The sequence below is a fragment of the Enterococcus sp. BWT-B8 genome (assembly GCF_020567625.1).
Lineage (GTDB): Bacteria > Bacillota > Bacilli > Lactobacillales > Enterococcaceae > Enterococcus_L.
Genome location: NZ_JAJDJV010000017.1, coordinates 46022 through 66285, shown reverse-complemented (window position 1 = coordinate 66285; position 20264 = coordinate 46022). Strand labels below are relative to the sequence as shown.

General features: G+C 38.9%; 21 protein-coding genes. 17 read left to right on the top strand and 4 right to left on the bottom strand.

All coding sequences use genetic code 11. The features are described from left to right. Positions 1 to 796: 796 nt before the first annotated feature. The 3 genes from LI951_RS13780 to LI951_RS13770 all read left to right on the top strand — a co-directional run bounded on the left by LI951_RS13780 (position 797) and on the right by LI951_RS13770 (position 4279). On the top strand, positions 797 to 1021 hold the full coding sequence (locus LI951_RS13780; RefSeq protein ID WP_202064322.1) for a hypothetical protein: 225 nt from the start codon (positions 797 to 799) through the stop codon (positions 1019 to 1021). A gap of 406 nt (positions 1022 to 1427) precedes the next feature. Next, complete coding sequence (locus LI951_RS13775) at positions 1428 to 1610, top strand: hypothetical protein (RefSeq protein ID WP_202064323.1); 183 nt, start codon at positions 1428 to 1430, stop codon at positions 1608 to 1610. A 185-nt stretch (positions 1611 to 1795) separates the two neighbouring features. Then, positions 1796 to 4279, top strand: coding sequence for a glycosyl hydrolase family 18 protein (locus LI951_RS13770; protein WP_229442573.1), 2484 nt, complete (start codon positions 1796 to 1798; stop codon positions 4277 to 4279). A 554-nt stretch (positions 4280 to 4833) separates the two neighbouring features. On the opposite strand, the gene LI951_RS13765 is transcribed toward LI951_RS13770, so the two are convergent. Beyond that, complete coding sequence (locus LI951_RS13765; protein WP_229442572.1) at positions 4834 to 5214, bottom strand: VOC family protein; 381 nt, start codon at positions 5212 to 5214, stop codon at positions 4834 to 4836. Positions 5215 to 5378: 164 nt separating this feature from the next. Here LI951_RS13765 and LI951_RS13760 point away from each other — a divergent pair, with 164 nt between their 5' ends. Then, entirely contained in the window at positions 5379 to 5783 is a 405-nt protein-coding gene (locus tag LI951_RS13760; RefSeq protein WP_229442571.1) for a pyridoxamine 5'-phosphate oxidase family protein, read from the top strand. 83 nt (positions 5784 to 5866) lie between these two features. Here LI951_RS13760 and LI951_RS13755 read toward each other — a convergent pair whose 3' ends face one another. Beyond that, positions 5867 to 6682 (bottom strand): metallophosphoesterase, encoded by an 816-nt coding sequence (locus LI951_RS13755; RefSeq protein ID WP_202064328.1) that lies wholly within the window; start codon positions 6680 to 6682, stop codon positions 5867 to 5869. Between the two features lie 566 nt (positions 6683 to 7248). Here LI951_RS13755 and LI951_RS13750 point away from each other — a divergent pair. The 11 genes from LI951_RS13750 (at position 7249) to recN (ending at position 17162) form a co-directional block, all read left to right on the top strand. Then, positions 7249 to 8313 carry a M24 family metallopeptidase gene (locus LI951_RS13750; RefSeq protein WP_229442570.1) on the top strand — a complete coding sequence of 355 codons (1065 nt, stop codon included), beginning with the start codon at positions 7249 to 7251 and terminating at the stop codon, positions 8311 to 8313. A 208-nt stretch (positions 8314 to 8521) separates the two neighbouring features. Then, complete coding sequence (gene efp, locus LI951_RS13745; RefSeq protein ID WP_202064335.1) at positions 8522 to 9079, top strand: elongation factor P; 558 nt, start codon at positions 8522 to 8524, stop codon at positions 9077 to 9079. 18 nt (positions 9080 to 9097) lie between these two features. Continuing rightward, positions 9098 to 9523, top strand: coding sequence for an Asp23/Gls24 family envelope stress response protein (locus tag LI951_RS13740; protein ID WP_202064337.1), 426 nt, complete (start codon positions 9098 to 9100; stop codon positions 9521 to 9523). Continuing rightward, positions 9516 to 9962 carry a transcription antitermination factor NusB gene (nusB, locus tag LI951_RS13735; protein ID WP_202064339.1) on the top strand — a complete coding sequence of 149 codons (447 nt, stop codon included), beginning with the start codon at positions 9516 to 9518 and terminating at the stop codon, positions 9960 to 9962. The genes LI951_RS13740 and nusB overlap by 8 nt, the downstream gene beginning before the upstream one ends. 396 nt (positions 9963 to 10358) lie before the next feature. Then, the gene (locus LI951_RS13730) at positions 10359 to 11204 is read left to right on the top strand and encodes a bifunctional methylenetetrahydrofolate dehydrogenase/methenyltetrahydrofolate cyclohydrolase (RefSeq protein ID WP_229442569.1); all 846 of its coding nucleotides are present in this window, start codon (positions 10359 to 10361) and stop codon (positions 11202 to 11204) included. Between the two features lie 230 nt (positions 11205 to 11434). Continuing rightward, positions 11435 to 12781, top strand: coding sequence for an exodeoxyribonuclease VII large subunit (gene xseA, locus LI951_RS13725; protein WP_229442568.1), 1347 nt, complete (start codon positions 11435 to 11437; stop codon positions 12779 to 12781). A 79-nt stretch (positions 12782 to 12860) separates the two neighbouring features. Next, positions 12861 to 13094: an exodeoxyribonuclease VII small subunit gene (locus LI951_RS13720; protein WP_202064342.1), complete on the top strand. Its 234-nt coding sequence runs from the start codon at positions 12861 to 12863 to the stop codon at positions 13092 to 13094. Next, the gene (locus LI951_RS13715; protein WP_229442567.1) at positions 13091 to 13984 is read left to right on the top strand and encodes a polyprenyl synthetase family protein; all 894 of its coding nucleotides are present in this window, start codon (positions 13091 to 13093) and stop codon (positions 13982 to 13984) included. The genes LI951_RS13720 and LI951_RS13715 overlap by 4 nt, the downstream gene beginning before the upstream one ends. A 13-nt stretch (positions 13985 to 13997) precedes the next feature. After that, entirely contained in the window at positions 13998 to 14816 is an 819-nt protein-coding gene (locus LI951_RS13710; RefSeq protein WP_202064344.1) for a TlyA family RNA methyltransferase, read from the top strand. 185 nt (positions 14817 to 15001) lie between these two features. Next, complete coding sequence (argR, locus tag LI951_RS13705; RefSeq protein ID WP_202064345.1) at positions 15002 to 15451, top strand: arginine repressor; 450 nt, start codon at positions 15002 to 15004, stop codon at positions 15449 to 15451. A 19-nt stretch (positions 15452 to 15470) separates the two neighbouring features. Continuing rightward, complete coding sequence (gene recN, locus LI951_RS13700; protein WP_202064347.1) at positions 15471 to 17162, top strand: DNA repair protein RecN; 1692 nt, start codon at positions 15471 to 15473, stop codon at positions 17160 to 17162. A 290-nt stretch (positions 17163 to 17452) separates the two neighbouring features. On the opposite strand, the gene LI951_RS13695 is transcribed toward recN, so the two are convergent. Then, on the bottom strand, positions 17453 to 17569 hold the full coding sequence (locus tag LI951_RS13695; RefSeq protein ID WP_202064445.1) for a DUF4044 domain-containing protein: 117 nt from the start codon (positions 17567 to 17569) through the stop codon (positions 17453 to 17455). A gap of 58 nt (positions 17570 to 17627) precedes the next feature. Continuing rightward, positions 17628 to 18584, bottom strand: coding sequence for a magnesium transporter CorA family protein (locus LI951_RS13690; protein WP_202064348.1), 957 nt, complete (start codon positions 18582 to 18584; stop codon positions 17628 to 17630). A gap of 674 nt (positions 18585 to 19258) precedes the next feature. Between LI951_RS13690 and LI951_RS13685 the strand changes: the two genes are divergently transcribed. After that, on the top strand, positions 19259 to 19630 hold the full coding sequence (locus tag LI951_RS13685) for a DUF3397 domain-containing protein (RefSeq protein WP_229442566.1): 372 nt from the start codon (positions 19259 to 19261) through the stop codon (positions 19628 to 19630). Between the two features lie 138 nt (positions 19631 to 19768). After that, entirely contained in the window at positions 19769 to 20254 is a 486-nt protein-coding gene (gene mraZ, locus LI951_RS13680; RefSeq protein WP_202064350.1) for a division/cell wall cluster transcriptional repressor MraZ, read from the top strand. Positions 20255 to 20264: the final 10 nt, after the last annotated feature.

Here is a 20264-nt window from a genome sequence, read left to right as displayed (position 1 = left end):
ATAAGTGATCGACCTACAAGCCCTTCTGTCCTCTTTAGTATGACAGGAAATAGCGTGTAGGTCGATCATTTTTTCTTTTCATTCTGTTTGGTGTGGGCGATAGCCCTCATGAGTGTTTGTCCCAACCTCATTTTTCTTTTCATAACAAGGTGATTGAATACCATAGGCTTAGAAATTAGCAAATTTAGCTAGTTTTTCGGCTGTGGCATTTTTTTGTTTGCTGCTTGGCAGACGACAATCTTTGAATGGAGTCTGCCCTCTTGATCCAGTAGAATGCTAGACGAATGACAACCATTGAATGTGAAACATTCATTCCAGTGATTTATTCTAGGCTTATGAATGCTGAAAGCCAATTGAATAACCTGTCAGATGTTGCTTGTCCTTAGTTTCTTCACAAATACATGCTATACTAAGGTAGTGGCAGGAAGAGGTAATAATATGAAAAAGTTGTATCCTGTAAAAGTGTATGTATCTGATTCCATGTTATACTCTACCAAAAGAAAGGCGATGTTAAATAAACGATCGAACAGGCTAATCACCGTTCGATACATCGCAGCTGGGCTAAAGACAATCAGACAATTGTCAGACAAAAAATTTATTTATGATATAAACTTTTTGTCATTTCCCAATATTGAGTGGGCCATTGCACAATGTCGTTTATCTAATGTTTTGTAAAATAATTATTGTCAACTAATTCAAATGGTTGTATCGTCTGTTTTCATCTTTATGAATAGTGAAGCTGCTAAGCAATTTGTTAAGGTAAGATTCAAAGAAAATAAAGAAAAGAGGCTATCTTATGAGTTACTACTGGAGTAAAAAAGAAGAATTTTCTGAGAAGAGTAAAGCGTTTCATGAGGGACAAGAAGTATCATTTATCTATAAGAAGGAAATAAGAAGTGGAAAAATAGAAGTGCTGAGGGTTAATTCTGCAGTAATTAGTGTGAAAGGAATTAAAATCCCGGTAGAGAAGACTGAAAGAACAGTAATTAATTATGCCAAGCTAATGCCGACTTATAAATAAGTGTCTTTGAGGATATGCGGGATATTGATATAAAAAGGAGGATAGTTAAGTAATTACTCCTCTTTTTTGTATGTTAACAGACCAATCGAGACAGTCTTTTTTTGATAGTTAGCTCCATACTTCATGTCGTCATTGTACATTTTTTTCTCATCCATAAACAAGATAATCCAGTCACCGGCATTATCTGCTGTTTATATCAAATCGGGATTGGTTGATAATTTTTTAGGGTAATCGAAATTTAAAATTTGAAAACTCTTAGTAATAAGTTGCAATTATTAAATTATTTTTATTTATCGAGCGAAAACATTGCATTTTAAGCAAGAATTGTGTATCTTCAAAGCATAAAGACAGTAGTTTCAGTATTTTAGAGATTATTGTAAATAAAAAAGAAAGGAATTAACCAATTATGTATACTGTAAAAGTACTGCATGGATATATCAGTACGAATGGACGACGAACCAGAGACAAAGAATGTGCACGAAGATTTAAAGATATGCGACAGGCAGAAATGTTTGCTGAAAAGATCGGCGGACGGGTAAAGGAGCTAGGGACTGACAGTGAAAACAGAGCGAAACAGGAAATCCTGTAAAAACTTGGTAAACTGCATAATAAATAATGACTGCATTTAAAGTTGAAACAAACCCGAAGATAGGTTGTTTCAACTTTTTTATTTTGCCAAAAAGCAACTTCATTACATTATAATGTTTCAAATGTGCAGGCAGTATGCTAAACTATGTTTGAAAGCGCAAACAAAAAGATATTGGGGGATAAACTATGGTTAAAAAGAAAAGTAAACTCGTCTCTTTGATAATGAGGATGTTAGGAATTATTTTATTTGGTGTGTCATTTTCAAGCATGTCTCCAGATAAGCAAGCCTACGCAGAGGAATCACAACTTTCTTATCGAAACGTGATGTATTATGGCGACTGGTCGATTGAAGACAGTGAAGGGAATTTTTTTCCCAAAGATATTCCAGCTGAAAAATTAACTCATTTAAATTTTGCTTTTTTAGATTTTGATGTAGAAGGAAATCTGGAATGGACCGATGAGTTTGCTGCTTTAGGTACAAACGGAGGAAACAATAGCGTAGAAGAATACGCACCAAATGCTGGTTTGCTGAATGCATTGCAGGAGCTTCGTCTGAGAAATTCAAATTTAAAAGTAGGTATTTCTGTTGGCGGCTGGACAAAATCCGGAGACTTTGCGCTTAATGCACAAAATGACACATATCGAAAGAAACTGGTAGATAATCTGCTTGCTTTTGTTGAATACAATCAAATGGATTTTCTTGATATTGATTGGGAGTATCCGGGAAGCGTGCGAGCGCCAGATTTGGTTGACAGCAAGGAAGATGAGGGAACACCGGATGCTTCTGAGGCAGATCGGGAAAACTTTGTCATTTTATTAAAAGAGTTGAGAGCAGGATTGGATACATTAGGGCAAAAAACGGGTAAAACCTACGAGCTTTCAGTGGCATTGGCGGCCGGACCGTATACTTTAAACAAGGGAACGGATATAGCCGAGGTCTTTAAAGTCGTTGATTATGCCAACTTAATGACTTATGATATCCATGGCGCCTGGGAAAATGCCACCAATCATCACACTGGATTATATACGAGCTCCAAAGCGCCTCAAGGAGATGGTAAACCCTGGTCATTCAGTACGGATGACAGTGTGAAATTCTTTTTAAGTAATGGTGCGATACCTGAAAAAATTGTGATTGGGGCTGCTTTTTACAGCAGAGGTTGGGGAAATGTAGAGAATGACGGACCAGATCCGGTAAATCTGCCTGGATTATTTGGAAGTGCAGATTTTGCTACAACAGATGCGGATGGAGGCGAAAGCCGTGGTGCTGAAAACGAAAAACCTCTGATAAACGGTGACGGTGGACGAAATGGCGGGATCTGGGCTTATCGTTCCTTTGATCAGCTAAAAGTGAAGTATCCTGATTTGACCGAATACTGGGATGAGGAATCTAAAGCTTCTTATATGTACAGCAAAGAATCAAAAGTATTCTTTACCTATGATAGTATCCGCTCCATTCAGGAGAAAACAAACTATATTCGTGAAAACGGACTGGGCGGGATGATAACCTGGATGCAATCACAGGATGCACCATCCAGCACTGAAAGTGAGAAGCGAGATACACTGACAACAGCTATCTACAATGGGTTGTTTACTGGAATAGCTCTTCCTTCAAGAGAATTACAATATCTGCCATTAGCTGTTGAATCTTCGGTGATACCGCTTACTGATGGAAACGAAGGCTATAAAGTAACTCTTACTAATAATGAAGTTTTGAAAGAAACGGATGTCGTTTTAGCAGCAACAGAAAAGAATAATAAAACACTGAAAAATCCAGTAATTATTCTGCCTGTGGATGGAGAGCAATACAGCTTATCCTTGGCAGTCACTGATGCTGCTCTTCCGGAAAAGCATACTACTCAAACTCTGGATTTGTCTGAAATAGGAGTTGCATTTGTTCTGCCGGGAGAAACGGTTGCTTTTAATATCTATACCAATGCAGCATTCGCTCATATGGAACGTATCAGCTATCTGAATGTGGGACAGAGAATCGTACCAGATGGAAAAGTATATAATACACAGATGGTTTATGAGTTGCCTGAAGTTTATGATAAAGCCGGGGAAATTACAGTTGCTTTGAAAGATGCAGCGGGTCAGCTTTTAGCTGAGAAAAAAGTTTATTCAGGAGAGGTCGGTACAGCATTTGAAATCAGCAGTCCTGAAATTGAAGGCTATTATTCCGAAATAAAAGTGATCTCCGGAGTATTCAAGTATTCGCCACAGGAAATCACGATGACCTATCTGCTGGATAATCCTGCCGCATTGATTGGAAAAGTACGGATCAGCTATGTTACAAAAAATGGCGAGAAGCTGGCGGATGATGTGGAAATTGTCGGAGTAATTGGAGCTGCTTATCAAACGGAAACAAAAGCATTTGACGGATATCAATTGATTGAAACTCCTGAAAATAATTCTGGAAAGTTTACAGAAGAAGATCAGCATGTTACTTATGTTTATGATAAGTTTATGGAAGAGTCGACAACGTCTGAAATAAGTTCTTCTGCAACGGATTCAACAACAGCTGTTTCCACTACTGATTCAACAGCAACTAAGAAACCAGAGGGCAGCTACCCTAAGACCGGCGAGACGGACCAAATGGCTTATCGTATCCTTGGAATTATCGGAGTAGTGATGGGAGTTATCTTTATTCGAAAATCAAGAGAAACTGTGTAATTAATTTTGTGTGTAAAAACTCCTGATTCTTTTCTAATAAATATTAATGCAGCGGACAGCCCTGAAAAACGGCTGTCCGGCTGTAAACAAAAACGTTCAAAGGCTTTTTCTCAGAGCCTTTGAACGTTTTTGTTTATAGAGCCAGTTGAGCGCTTATTTTTCAAAAATTGTATTGAACAACCAATGAAGGAAAATAATGCATGCAGCAAACTCTGCTTCCAACCTTTTTTATTGTCAAAAGAGATAGGCGGATATGTCTTTCAGCAATGTTCAACTCATTAAAGGCTTATTCTGGCTTTTTCCAATTATTTTTCCCAATTAAATCAGTATCCGCTGTCTCAAAGAATTTCGATTGGCGAAATAGAAAGATTTACATTTTTTATGAATGGGTTTAATATGAATGACTGCTATCCAGACTTCTTTGTCCAGAGCATCCCAGCCTCAAACACTTTCAAAAAGTTCTTCTTTGTTCCAAACATGTCTCGGAAGCTCCATTAAAAACAATAGGAGATGGAACTTCTTTCACCTCTCAACAGCACTTATGAGTATCTGTTTTATTCATGAATTTCCAATGGCAATCCGTCTGGATCAAAGAAAAAGGTCATTCTTTCACCGGTAAAATCATCTGTACGTATCGGTTCGCAGGCGACTCCTTTTGATTCAAGATATGCGCAGACTTTCGGTACATCCACCACTTTGAAAGCTAGATGACGCAAGCCCAGTGCTTCTGGATAGGAGGGACGCTCAGGAAAGACATCGCTGACAAATACTTCAAGCTCCTGATTACCTAGTTGAAGATCCAGCTTAATATCATTTTTTTCCGGACGTTTGTTTTCCCGAATAATGGAAAAACCAAGTATATTTACATAAAATTGGACTGTTTTTTCATAATTGGATGCATTAACTGCAGTATGGTGAATGTGTTCAAAAAACATGGAATACCCTCCTGAAATCTAAAAGAATACTGTGATTATAACAAAAAGCGGCACAATTGATAAATTAATTTGACTGACTGGGAAAAAATAAGGGACTCTTTTTTTCTACTAATGGAAAATCATTGGTATAATAAGAAATAAAGGTTACAAGGAGGAGCGGTTATATGGAAGTTCATGATCAGATTAATCACTTACTAAATTCAAGCACAGTTTTTTTGCTCGCTACACTTGATTATCGCGGATTTCCAACTGTGATTACAGTTTCTCGGCCATTATGGCGTATAGGATTATTAAAAATGTACTTTTATCTTAATGAGAACGGTGAGACAGTAAGGAATATTATGCGAGATGCCACAGGTTCAGTTTGCTGCTATGATGAATCAGATCATGAAAGTATTTCTTTAAAAGGGAAATTTTCTATAGAGCCTGTAGATTCCGAAAATGACCTGGACTCGAACCTTACAGCTTATCAGAAAGAACTGAATCATGAGTATCCGGTTATTGTTGTTTTTGAGACATGGACAGCTAAAATTCATATGAATAAGCAAACACAGGATGTCATTGTATAAGCTGGGACCTGGAAAAAAACAGACTGAAAAATATTGTGAAAGCAATGTTTTTCAGTCTGTTTTGATCTGTAAATGGAGTGTAATTAAATATAAAGCTGAAAGACCGCGATTTCCGGTGGGACTCTGAAACGGGCAGAAATTAATGTAGTGCCCAGCCCGGTGTTTACATACAATGTGGTCTGTGCATTAAGTGCGTAGAATCCTTTTGTATACTTTTCAGCAAGGACATTGGTGACTGGTATAAAAGGAATATTTACCTGTCCGCCATGGCTGTGACCGCTCAGTATCAAAGAAATGTCATAGTTTACAGCAGTGTCCACAACATCTGGTTCATGACTGAGAAGAATTGTATAATCAGCATTGCGGCGGTTTTGTATTGCTTCTTCAATTGAAGGCGTGCCGAACATAGCATCATCAATACCGGTCAGATAGATCATTTTGTTATCGGCTGTCTGTATAGTTGTTCCAGTATTTTTCAGCAGATGAAACCCGCTGCTGCTCCAAATATTCGGATAGACAGAATGAGCTCCCCCACCGTAATCATGATTTCCCCAAATTGCAAATTTCCCGAGAGGAGCCTTTAACTCATTCATCAGAGCAATGGTTTCGTTAATGGGTCCATATTTAGCGAAATTATCAAATAGATCACCAGTAAATACAATGATATCTGGTTCTTCGTTATTTGCAGCAGTCACGATTTTTTTCAATTGTTCGGTAGAATAATCTTTTTTCAAATGAATATCGGAGAGCTGCAGTACTTTTACCGGTGTCTGTCCGGTGTTGGTACCTAGGGAATGATGATTAATCGTAATTCTTTTGGGTTCTATAAAAAAGGCGTAGCCTGCCAGAGCGATGCCTAGAACGACAATACTAAGAAATGTCAGTAATAGTCTTTTCATCAATGGCTCTCCTTTCATTTTTTTGGTGATTAAAAATATATTCCCTGAAACCTTAAAATCCTTGATATGAAAGGATTTATACCCTGTTTTTGTCTCTCTTTGCAATAACATAATCATGTTATTTTTGGTGAGGAAGCGAACGCATTACAATGAGCAGCATTGAGCTGGAATAGTTGCTCTGATACGTTTCTTTGCTGTACTCTTTATCGCCAGAGCATTCAAAGCTGGCGGTTTTTTGTCAAAGCTCTCAGTTAATTAATCGGTCAGTTTTTGATAGATTCTTTTGAGTTGATCATTTTTATCCCTATCCAGTATATAAAAGAATTACAGGTACGTTCTATTTTACAGAAAATCTTTAGAGTAACTTAGTAAATCATACTAAAAAATAAAGAAGTGGAGAAGCATTTTTTTCAGATTTTTTTATTGTTAGTAAACTTCTGGTATTTTCAGATAAAGGAAATGTTTTTTTAGTCTTCTCTCTGCTGTCAAGCTGCTCAAAGTTGTTTCATATTTGATCTTTGATATAATAAATAGAAGCAACTATTACAGGAAAGAAGGAACAGGCTATGATTGCAAGAGTCAACAAGTTGAGACAGGAAATGAAGAAAAACAATATCGCTGCATTTCTGGTTACAAGTAAGTACAATTTACGTTATTTAACTAATTTTACAGGAACGACCGGATTTGCTGTTGTTACTTTAGACAAAGCATTTTTTATTACTGATTTTCGTTATACGGAACAGGCAGCAGAACAGGCGCAGGGGTTTGAAATCGTTAAAAATACCGGATCTATTTTCGATGAAGTAATGGAGCTGGCAGAAAAAGAAGAGCTTTCCAATCTGGCTTTTGAAGAGACCCATGTGAGCTTTGCTGAATATAGTGTGTTGGAGGAAATTTTATCCTGTGAGCTAATTCCAGTGGCAGGGATGATTGAGGCTCTGAGAGAAGTGAAAGATGAAGATGAAATCGCAACGATTCAACAGGCCTGCAACATAGCTGATTCTGCCTATGAACATATTCTGAAAGTGATTAAACCGGGAATGACCGAGATTGAAGTGGCAAATCAAATGGATTTTTATATGCGTTCTTTAGGAGCTTCCGGTGTTTCGTTTGATACGATTGTAGCCAGCGGTGTCCGTTCAGCTATGCCTCATGGTGTAGCCAGCGATAAGCTGATTGAAAAAGGAGATTTAATTACTCTTGATTTTGGCTGTTACTATCAAGGCTATGTATCTGATATGACACGAACCTTCGCTATTGGAGAGCCTGATCCGAAACTGAAAGAGATTTATGAAATTGTACTGGAAGCTCAGTTAAAAGTTTTGGAAGAAGCGAAGCCAGGCTTAACCGGTTTTCAGCTGGATGCAGTAGCACGTAATCACATTGCTTCCTATGGTTATGAAGAAGCCTTTGGACACAGCACCGGACACGGAATCGGACTGGAAATTCATGAAGGTCCAAATGTCTCATTTAAAGCAGATGTGCAGTTTACTGTAGGAAATGTGATAACTGATGAGCCTGGAATTTACATCCCGGGACTGGGCGGCGTTCGTATTGAGGATGACCTGTTGATTACTCCAGAAGGAAATCGTGTTCTGACTCATTCACCGAAAGAACTGATTATTTTATAGCAAATGCTGAATCCGACTGATTTAAGGAAGAAATGAATGGGCTGTTCTATAAAAAAATGTCTAGTGTCTTTTACATTCAGAGAAGGAGCTTCAGCGTTTTTTCTGGTGGCGTAGTCGCTTGTTTAATGTTAAACTAGGAACGAGTAAAAAGACAGATGTTTAGCTGTTCAGTCAGCCGTATTGACTGAGTAGATGAAGGAGGAACCAAATGATTTCTGTTAATGATTTCAAAACTGGGCTGACCATTGAAGTAGATGGAGCAATCTGGCGTGTAGTAGATTTTCAGCATGTGAAGCCTGGTAAAGGAGCTGCTTTTGTCCGTTCGAAGTTAAAAAATCTTCGTACAGGCGGCGTTCAGGAAAAAACGTTTCGTGCAGGTGAAAAAGTGGCAAAAGCTCAAATTGATAACCGTAAAATGCACTATTTGTATGAAAACGGCGAAAGCCATGTGTTTATGGATCTGGAAACGTATGAACAGATTGAAATTCCTGAAGAACAAATTCAGGATGAACTAAAATACATGCTGGAAAATATGGAATTGAGTATCATTATGTTTGGTTCTGAAATTCTTGGTGTTGATTTACCGAATACAGTGACATTGGAAGTAACATCTACTGACCCGAACATTAAAGGAGATACTTCTTCTGGAGGATCAAAACCTGCAACTATGGAAACGGGTGTTGTTGTGAATGTGCCGTTCTTTGTTAATCAGGGAGATCGGCTGATTGTTAATACAGCAGACGGAAGTTATGTGTCACGGGCATAAAGGACAGGAGGATTTATAATGGCAGAAGAAAGAAATCTTATTATTGATACAAAAGACGCTTTGGGCGAAATAGTTATTGCTCCGGAGGTCATTGAAGTAATTATTGGTATTGCCGCATCAAAAATTGATGGTGTCTATGGCATGCGAGGTACTTTTGCTAATAACGTAACAGAATTTCTGGGACGTGCAGCACATGGGAAAGGTGTCTATCTGAATCAGGAAGAAGATGGACTGAAAGTGGATATCTACTGTTACTTGGAATATGGTGTGTCTGTACCTAAAGCAGCGCTGGAAATGCAGGAGCGTGTAAAACAGCAGGTACTGTTTATGACAGATATTGATCTAATTGAAGTGAATATTCATGTTGTGGCGGTTATTCCGGAAAAGCTGCCTGAACCTGATTTTTCAGAACTTTTCCCGGAGGATGGGGAAGAGAATGAGTAAAGAAGCATTTACTCGACATGAGATTAGAGAAAAAGCCCTTCAGGCTCTTTTTCCTTTAGACTTTAACAGCGACCTGACAAAGCAGGATGCAATTACAAATGCTCTTGAACTGGATCATGGCGAAATGATCAGCGAAGATGGAGAAGAATTTGTCCCTGTCTATCTTGATGTACTGGTTGGCGGCGTCTGTGAAAAGAAAGAGGAGCTGGATCAGCTGATTCAAGGTCATTTAGGTAAAAACTGGACGATTCAGCGCATTGCAAAACTGGATCTGATTATCCTGCGAATTGCCATCTTTGAAATGAAGTACGCAGCAGACGTTCCGAATACTGTTGCGCTGAATGAAGCACTTGAGTTGGCTAAAAAATACAGTGATGACAGTTCAAGAAAATTTATTAACGGCGTGCTGTCTAATGTTATGAAGGGTCTGCAGGAATAACTTGATAAAAAAATGAATGACTTCCCTTATGCTCAGTCAGTACTTGGTTACGCTTGCTGCTATTGAGAGGGAAGTTTTTCAATTTCTTGAACCGATTCTGCTGAACATTAGTCATGTCTTTTTCTAACGAAAGACTGTTACTTATAGTGTCAAGCAACCTGAAATTATGCTAGAATAAAAGCATTGAAAAATTTGGGAAGAAAGTAGATCGTATCTTTTTTTAGAATAGCCGGCTGATGAAGGCAGAAAAACAGGTTGTTTAAGGATCGAAAAAATCAGATGACAAATCTCATTTTATTGTTTACTTATAGAAATAGGGGAAAAAGAACAATATATTATTCATTACCGGTACAGTCAAGTGCTGACCGGTTGTTAAAAAACAGGAGGAGTATGAACATGGGGCAATTAATCAACGGCCGGGAACTGGCAGATAAAATGCAGGAAGAAATGAAAAATGAAGTAAGTAAGCTGCAAGAAAGCGGGATTACTCCGGGTATTGTTGTTTTGCTGGTTGGCGAAAATCACGCCAGTCAGACTTATGTGAAAAACAAGGATCTGGCAGCAGCCCGTATCGGCATTCATTCAAAGGTGGAGCAATTGCCGGAGACAATCACAGAAGAAGAACTGCTTGGCAAAATTGAGCAATATAATCAGGATAAAAATTTTCACGGGATACTGGTTCAGCTGCCTCTCCCAAAGCATATTGATGAAGACAAAGTATTGCTGGCGATTGATCCGGCAAAGGATGTAGACGGTTTTCATCCGGTGAATCTTGGTCATCTGTTTATTGGAAAACCAACAATGATTCCTTGTACACCTTATGGCATTATGAAAATGTTTGAAGCTTATGATATTGATCTTGAAGGGAAACGAGCTGTGGTCATTGGTCGCAGTAATATTGTCGGTAAACCAATGGCACAGTTGCTGTTGATGAAAAGTGCTACTGTCACTATTGCACATTCCAAGACAAAAAATCTGGCGGAGCTTACCCGTGAAGCAGATATACTAGTAGTAGCCATTGGGAGAGGGCATTTTATAACAAAAGAGTTCGTGAAGCCTGGTGCGGTGGTCATTGATGTTGGCATGAACAGAGATGAAAACGGCAAACTTATTGGCGATGTGAAATTTGATGAGGTTTCTGAAACAGCAGGCTTCATCACACCGGTACCTAAAGGAGTCGGACCAATGACCATTACCATGCTGATGTATCAGACCATCGAAGCAGCAAAGCGAATAAGTTAAGTAAGAATATCTTTCTTCGTATATAAAAATCCGTATATTCAAAGTAAAAATAATTTAACAGTCAATCATTCTATATTAGAATAATAAAAACTGTATTGCTTCATTCGATAGAGGAACAGGATAATTGAATGACTGGCCTCGTATCAATCCAGTACCTGCTCATTTGGTTTGCAGATAGGGCAGACTGGTAAAATAATACAGGCAGTATCAAAAAAGAGAAGAGGAACGTAATGACGCAGCAATATTTAACAGTGACTGCATTAACTAAATATTTGAAGCGTAAATTTGATGCAGATCCTTATCTGGGGCGTGTCTATCTGACTGGAGAAATCTCCAATTTTCGATTGAGGGCAAATGCTCATCAGTATTTCAGCTTGAAAGATGACCGTGCTAAAATATCTGCAATTATGTTTAAATCTGCCTTTCAAAAATTGAAATTTCAGCCGAAGGAAGGTATGAAAGTGCTCGTTGTCGGCAGAATTTCATTATATGAAAATGGCGGGTCCTATCAAATTTATGTAGAACATATGGAACCTGACGGGGTTGGTGCGCTTTATCAGGCTTTGGCTGAACTAAAGGAAAAGCTATCAAAAGAGGGTCTGTTTGATGGTGTGAAAAAGCCGCTGCCCAGATATCCCAAACGGATTGCCATTATAACAAGTCCGAGCGGAGCTGTAATCAGAGATATTATTACCACGGTAAAAAGACGATATCCAATTGCTCAGCTGGTTCTGTTTCCCACCTTGGTTCAAGGGGATCAGGCAGCGGCTGATATTGTCAGGAACATCCATCGAGTGGAAGAAGAAGGTACCTTTGATACCATGATTATTGGTCGTGGAGGAGGTTCCATCGAGGATCTCTGGTCATTTAATGAAGAAGTGGTTGCTAGAGCGATTTTTGATACGGCGATTCCAGTTATTTCTTCTGTGGGTCACGAAACAGATGTTACCGTTGCTGATCTGGTTGCTGATGTGCGTGCGGCTACACCGACTGCGGCAGCGGAGCTTGCGGTTCCGGTACTTTCAGAGGAATTGATGCGTATTCGTGATAAGCAAAGCAGATTGGAGCAAAGCTTTCTCTATTTGCTGCAGCAAAAGAACGAGCGCTATACTCGTTTAAAAAATTCGTATGTTTTTCTTCAACCGGATCGTTTATATGAAGGTCAGGCCGTTAAACTGGATAAAATGATGCAGCGGCTGAATCAGGGGATGCAGGCCATTTATCATGAAAGATATCAGGTCTCACAGCAGATTATCAGTCGTCTGGTACAGCAAAATCCTACAGGAAGAATCAGGGAAGCGCGTCAGCAGGTAAATTTCATGAGTCAGCGTTTAACTGATCGTAAGGATAATTATATGAGCAATCAGCAAAAACGGCTGATTTCAGCTATTCAGCAGCTGGATTTGTTGAGTCCTTTAAAAATTATGGGGCGCGGCTACAGTTATACAACAAAGAATGAGATAGTTGTTAAATCAGCAGAAGAGCTCAGTGTGAACGATAAATTGACCATTCACTATGTTGATGGAGAAGTGACGGCTGTCATTGATTCGGTTGAGTTGAACAAAAAAGAGAAATAAATGAGTGACAGCATTCATGCAGGAGTCTGAAGAATCTGAAAAGTATCATCGTTGATGAAGAAGGAAAAGGAGCAGCAAGATGCCAAAAAAAACAGAGAAAACATTTGAAGAATCATTAAATGAACTGGAAGAAATTGTGCAGCGTCTGGAAAGAGGAGATGTTCCCTTGGAGGAAGCGTTGGATGCCTTTCAAAAAGGAGTGCTGCTAAGCAAACATTGTCAGGATACCTTGGAAAAAGCAGAAAAAACACTGACAAAAATGATGACTGACACAAATGAGGAAGTTGCCTTTGAAGAGAGTGAAGCAGAATGACAGAAGCCTTTCAGAAATTCCGGGCAGTCTATGTTCCGCTGGTCGAAAAAGAGATGATAGGCTTTTTGGAAAAGCACACTGCCAATGACTATTTAAAAGAGAGTATGTTGTATTCTATACAGGCTGGGGGGAAAAGGCTCCGTCCGCTTCTGGTAATCGCTGCGGTTCTTTCCTTTGGCAAAGAGCTTGAAAAAGAGGACTGTCAGGTTGCTGCAGCTCTGGAAATGATCCATACGTATTCTTTGATTCATGATGATTTGCCGGCAATGGATGATGATGATCTTCGCAGAGGAAAACTGACCAATCATAAAGTTTATGGAGAAGCGCATGCGATTTTGGCAGGTGATGGTCTGCTGACAGCAGCTATTCAGCTGATTGCTGTCAGCCAGCTGGACATGTCGAAGAAAGTACTCTTAATTCAGCAACTGACAAGAGCGGCGGGAACACAGGGAATGGTTGCCGGACAAGCTGGCGACTTGCAGGGAGAAACACGTTCTCTGTCTTTGGAAGAACTGGTGGAAGTACATGAAGCTAAAACAGGTGCGCTCATTGAATTTGCTCTGATAGCAGGCGGAATTTTGGCAGATCAGACTGAGGTTATTATTGAACTTCTGAGCAGTTTTGCCCGCTATTTAGGACTGGCTTTTCAGATCAGAGATGATTTACTGGACGTAACAAGCTCGGAAGAAGAGCTTGGCAAGCAAGTGGGCAGAGATGAAACTTTAAATAAAAGTACGTATCCCGGATTGCTTGGAATAAAAGGAGCAGCAAAGGAATTTGAACAGCAGATGAAGCTTGCAAGCGAAAAATTAGCTGAAATTCAAGCCTGTAACAATGAATTTCAGCCGGTGCTTCTGGAAAATATACTGAAACAGCTGGCGCTTCAGTAAGGAGAAGAAGAGCATGAAGAAAGAACGAGTGGATGTCCTGGCATTTAATCAGGAATTATTTGAGACAAGAGAAAAAGCAAAACGCGGTGTTATGGCTGGACTGGTCTATAATGATAAAAATGAGCGATTGGATAAACCAGGAGAAAAAATTCCTGTAGACAGTATTTTGCAGGTGAAAGGTCAGACATTGCCTTACGTCTCTCGAGGCGGTTTGAAGCTGGAAAAAGCGTTGAAGGTATTTGACATAGCAGTTCAAGATAAAATTATGCTCGATATTGGCGCGTCAACCGGAGGCTTTACGGATGCGGCACTGCAGAATGGTGCGAAAATGAGTTATGCGCTGGATGTAGGGTACAATCAGCTTGCCTGGAAAATCAGACAGGATGAACGAGTTGTAGTTATGGAACGAACAAACTTCAGGTACAGCGAACCGGAAGACTTTTCAAAAGGACAGCCAGAGGTTGCCACGATTGATGTTTCATTCATTTCTTTGCGTCTTATTTTACCTCCGCTCCATAAAATATTAAAATCGGGCGGCGATGTTGTTGCACTTATAAAGCCTCAGTTTGAAGCTGGAAAAGAACAAGTTGGTAAAAAGGGAATTGTAAGAGATCCACATACACACACGGCTGTCTTAGAGGATATTCTTAGTTTTTCAGCAAGATCAGGCTACAAAGTTGCCGAACTGGATTATTCACCTATTACTGGAGGAGAAGGAAATATTGAATTTTTGGTTCATTTGATTTCAGTTGAAAATGAAGGAAGTATTGCACCTGAGGTTGATATTGAAGGCACTGTTCAGCAAGCTCATCAAAAATTAAAAAAGGCTTGATATAGAAAAATTGAGACGTTAATGCTCAGTTTTTTTATTTTAAACGGTTTTTGAAAGTGCTGTACACTATGATAAAATCGGCTTGTCAACTTGCATAAAATCAACAGTACTTTTTTAATTCTTTAAAAACAATGAAAAATGCGCTATGATAAAATGGAAATGAACCTGAAAAGGAGTAAAGTATTATGAGGAAGAAAGATCGTCATCGGTTAATCACTCGTCTGCTGACAGACAATAACATACAAAAACAGGAAGACTTTGTTTCCTTATTACAATCTGCAGGTGTGGAAGTGACGCAGGCAACTATTTCAAGAGATATTAAAGAAATGAAACTAATCAAAATACCATCAATAGAGGGCGGCTATCGGTACAGTATCCCTTTGGAGACGCAGGAAGACACAAAGAAAAAACTGGAAAAATTGATGAAAGAAGCATTTGTTTCTGTTGATCAAATGGAAAAATATGTGGTACTGCACACAATTCCGGGGAATGCCAAAGCATCGGCAGATTTGATTGAAAAGCAGTACAAAGAACAGCTGTTTGCAACGATCTGTGATGATGACAGCGTTCTGATGATCACACGGACAGAACAGGATGCTGGATTTTTAAGAGAAGAATTCTTCAATTATTTATAATGTAACGGGGTGAAAAATTATGCTGCAGGAGCTTTCAGTAAAAAACTTTGCAATTATCTCCTCACTGGAATTGGAATTTCGGAAGGGAATGACTGTTCTTACCGGAGAAACCGGGGCAGGGAAATCGATTATTATTGATGCAGTGGGCTTGTTAACTGGAGGAAGAGGCTCCAGTGATTTTATTCGTCAAGGTGCATCTAAATGTACGTTGGAGGGGTTGTTTACTCTGCCTGCTAATCCGGAGTTAATTGCATTACTGGATGAACAAGGGATTGAGCAGGAAGAAGAAATGCTGATTCTGCAAAGAGATATTTTTTCCTCAGGTAAAAATATTTGCCGTGTGAATGGACGAATTGTTACCATTGCCACGCTTAGAAGAGTTGGTGAATTTCTTGTTGATATCCATGGACAAAATGAGCATCAGGAATTAATGCACAACGAGAAGCATTTAGGTATGCTTGATGATTTTGGCGGCAGTGATCTTCGTGTGATTAAACAGGAGTATACTGAAGGCTATCAGGAATACTGTCAGCTGGAGCAAAAGGTTAGGAGTCTTCAAAAAAATGAAAAAGCATTCGCTCAGCGTTTGGACATGCTCCAGTTTCAACGTAATGAGATTGAAGAGGCTAAACTGACAGCTGGTGAAGAAGAACAGCTGACAGAAGAACGAAATAAACTGGCAAATTTTCAAAAAATTGTAGATGTACTGGCTGGCAGCTATGAGGCAATCAACGGGGAAGAAAACAGCAGTTTGGATAAAATAGCCTATGCGATGAATGAACTGACTACCATTGAAACGCTGGATACTGAATATCAGGCTATATCAGAAACGGTTCAAAATGGATACTATCAGCTTCAGGAAGCAAGTGCAGATTTGTCTCGTCATTTAGGTCAGCTTGAGCTTGATGAAGGTCGTCTGGATGAAGTTGAAAATCGGTTGGAATTGATCAGACAGTTGAAAAGAAAATATGGGGAATCCATCGCTTCCATATTAGATTATTATCAGGAAATCAGCGAAGAGCTGGCTGAAAATGGGCTGCTTGATGGAAAAGCAGATGAGTTGGAGCAGATACTTGCTGAGAAAAAAGAACAGGTGCTGAAGCTTGGACGCAAACTCAGTCAAATACGTAAGGAAGCAGCAGCTGGTCTGGAAAAAAGTATTTTAAAAGAGCTGAAAGAGCTCTATATGGAACGAACGGAATTTCAAGTGAATTTCCAGAACAACTCGGAAGAGGTGCTGACAGAAGATGGATTGGATCAAGTGGAATTTTACATCACCACGAATCCGGGAGAACCTTTAAAGCCGTTAGTAAAAGTAGCTTCAGGAGGAGAGCTTTCTCGGGTCATGCTGGCACTGAAAACTATTTTTTCAAAGACCCAGGGTATTACAAGTATTGTATTTGATGAGGTGGATACTGGAGTCAGCGGGCGAGTGGCTCAGGCAATTGCTGATAAAATCTACCAAATTTCCAAAAAATCTCAGGTTTTATGCATTACTCATCTGCCGCAGGTTGCAGCGATGGCTGATTATCAGTATTTTATTTCCAAAGAAATCAGTAATAATCGGACAGAAACGAAAGTTCGCAGACTTACCGGAGAGGAACGTACGTCAGAGGTTGCAAGAATGCTTTCTGGAAGCGAGATTACTCCGCTGACAATGGAGCATGCCAAAGAACTGCTTCAACTGGCTGATAAGGAGAAAGCAATCTAACTAAACAGCGTAATAAGTTTAATACTTGTCTTTAAAGACAGGCTCAGTCCTGATCTGAATAGTATGATATAAGAAGAAGCGCTTTTCAATAAAAAAAGGGACTACTTTTGTACAGTCCCTTTTATTGTACTCAAAAATCCCAATGAAATGAACCCTTTCCGGTTCTTTCATTGGGATTTTATTATGGACTAATGTCACAGTCCCTAAAGCCGAATAAACTGTGTTCCAGTCTTTGTATAATTCGAGCCTTCGTAAGAAGCTTTGTCACAACCTCTGCTTGTATGCCCGATTTATCTCAGATATAAAATCGCAGTGATGATAGTTGAACCTAAAATTGCAATCAACATCAGCCAAACAACGAATTTTGTAATTTTCGAAAAGGTACTGGTTTTCTTTTTATTCATCATTCTCACATCCTTTGCCTCTTACAGTTTACAACCTTTTATGAAAATCATCAACAGCAATTTACAGGAGATTTCTCTTTTTTAGGAATCGAATCACACCAATACATACTATGGAAGTAATGATAAAAATCCATAAAAAGGCGTCTTCTCTGCTTGCAAACGGCAGTTTAACATTCATTCCGTAAATCCCTCCGATAATTGTCGGAATGGTCAAAACAATCGTCAGAGAAGTTAGAATCTTCATAACTATATTTAGATTATTGGACACTATAGATGAGAATGTACTGCTGATCTGGTTTACCAGTTTTAATTGAATCTTGGTTGTCGTCAGAGCCTGCTTCATTTCTACAAGTATGTCGTGAAGATGAGGCAGATGATCAAATTTTTGTGCTTCTTTTCGAGTATCATAGAGTTGTCTGATCACACTGATATTCTCAGAAATAGCAGATTCAAAATAGACAAGGCTTTTCTGGATATCCATCATTTGGTAAAGCTGACTGTTTTCTGTTGCAATTTTCAATTCGCCCTCAAGATCACCAATCTCAGTAATAATCTTTGCAAGAAAGCTATTATAATGTTTGGAAATACGCCAGAGCAGCTGAAATAAAATGGCATTTTTTGTTGATAGTTGGGACTGAGAAAGATTTTCTGTCCGAACCTCATTGATAAAGTCAGTTGTTCTGTTGGTAACTGTGATAAGCTTTTCGTTTTTTGCCTGTATGACTGCGCAAGGAAAAGTATCCAACTGCATATATCCGCTTGGACTCAATGAGGCTATTGGATATTGAACCAATATTAATGCTGGGTGTTCACTGGCATTTTGCCAGTTTCCTTCAGAACGTGCCATTTCTCTTTCATCAAGGACACTGGTAATATAGTCTTTCGGTAGTTCGTAGGTTGAGATCAAATGATCTGCTTCTTCTTTGGTAGGAGCCTCCGCTATAATCCACTGAACTTCAGGGCTGTCTTGAGCTGTGCCGCTGAAACCGGCTGTGTCCTTTTTTAAATATGTAATCAATTCTGCCACCTCTTTCAAAAAAATCAATAGATAATTTCATTATAAGCGATTGAGCCCTTGAATAGTAACTGAATGACTTGTAAAATGGTATTATTTAGGCATCAACTTTTAAAGGAAATGAAACATGAGTGTAAAGTAAATGCAGTATAGTTAAACTAGGAGCTGTTTGAAAACTGTGGAGGAATTCGAATTTTTCAGGAATTTTAGTTGAGGTCTAAATTTACCAAACAAAAAAGCCGACTCATTTTAACGTGTTCATTTTTCTGTAAATAATGGTTGGAAAAATAGGATATATTCTCGTACGCATACCGTCCTACTAACTTGTAACAGGGGAAGCAGGATGGTATGTGTACGAGAATGAGATTGATTTTATGGTCATAAAATCAATTCATTAATACAGAGTAGTTGTCAATGCTTTTTCGAATAGACGTGTTTGTATTGAGAATCGAACAATATGAGACTCATGGATGCAAGTCTTTTCTTTGGTGCAGTTTAGTAGAATTGTCAGTCCCGCGTCTGTAGGAATATTTAGTGGTATAGTATGTGTCCGACAATAAAAAGAATGTTGCCACATTCTTTCTTTAAATGGAGTTAGCTCATATCTATTTCTTTGAAAATATTCGCTGCTAGAGTTTTCAAACAGGTCCTAAGTGTTATGAAAGGAATTGTTCTGGATGGTCTCTTTTTCAATTATTATGCTTCTTTGGTATGTTTTTCCGGTGGCAGCTTTATTCGCATCAAGTATTCTTATTACAAGGCTTTCTCTTGCAGAACGCTACAAGGTGAAAGCTCCTGATATTGCGACGCCGTTTCTGTTGATTGGAATGCATGTTTTATCAAAGGATACATATAATCAATCGATCATTCCCTATATGTTTATTTCTATTTTATTATTAGGGATATGTGTGGCTCTTTTTCAGGCATACTATTATGGAGAATTGATTTATGGACGCTATTTTAAGATGTTCTGGCGTCTTAATTTTTTATTGGTTCTAGTGGTATATGCTTTATTAGTGTTGTCCAACATTAGTCATTATTTGTTTTAAAAAGAAAAAATCGCCCGGAAATCGCAGAACAGAAGCGTTGATTCCGTTTTCTGCAAAATATGGTTAAATGATGAAATGTTACAAAGTCTTTAAATAACAGTGATTTGGTATAAGTTTTTTGGTTTTAAGTGGTAGAAAGTGGTGGAATATGGTAGACTGTTTCTATCAAGTGGAAAAGCGGGGAATCCGACTATGTTGATGGGCGAATTTCAACATAATATTGATGCCAAGGGCAGATTAATTGTGCCAGCCAAACTTCGTGATGAACTTGGAGACAAATTCATTGTTACTCGAGGAATGGACGGCTGCTTATTTGGTTATCCATTATCAGAATGGACAATATTGGAAGAGAAGTTGAAAACAATGCCCCTTGCAAAGAAAGATACCCGTACATTCGTCCGCTATTTTTATTCGGCTGCTGCTGAATGTGAAGTGGATAAACAGGGAAGAATCAATATTCCTGCAACATTAAGAGCTCACGGCAATCTGGAAAAGGGCTGTGTGATTATCGGTGTTTCAAACCGGATTGAAATTTGGGATGAAGCCAGATGGGCAGAATTTTCAGCAGAAGCTGAAGAGAATTTTGATGAAATCGCTGAAACAATGACTGATTTTGGTTTTTAAGGATGAGGAG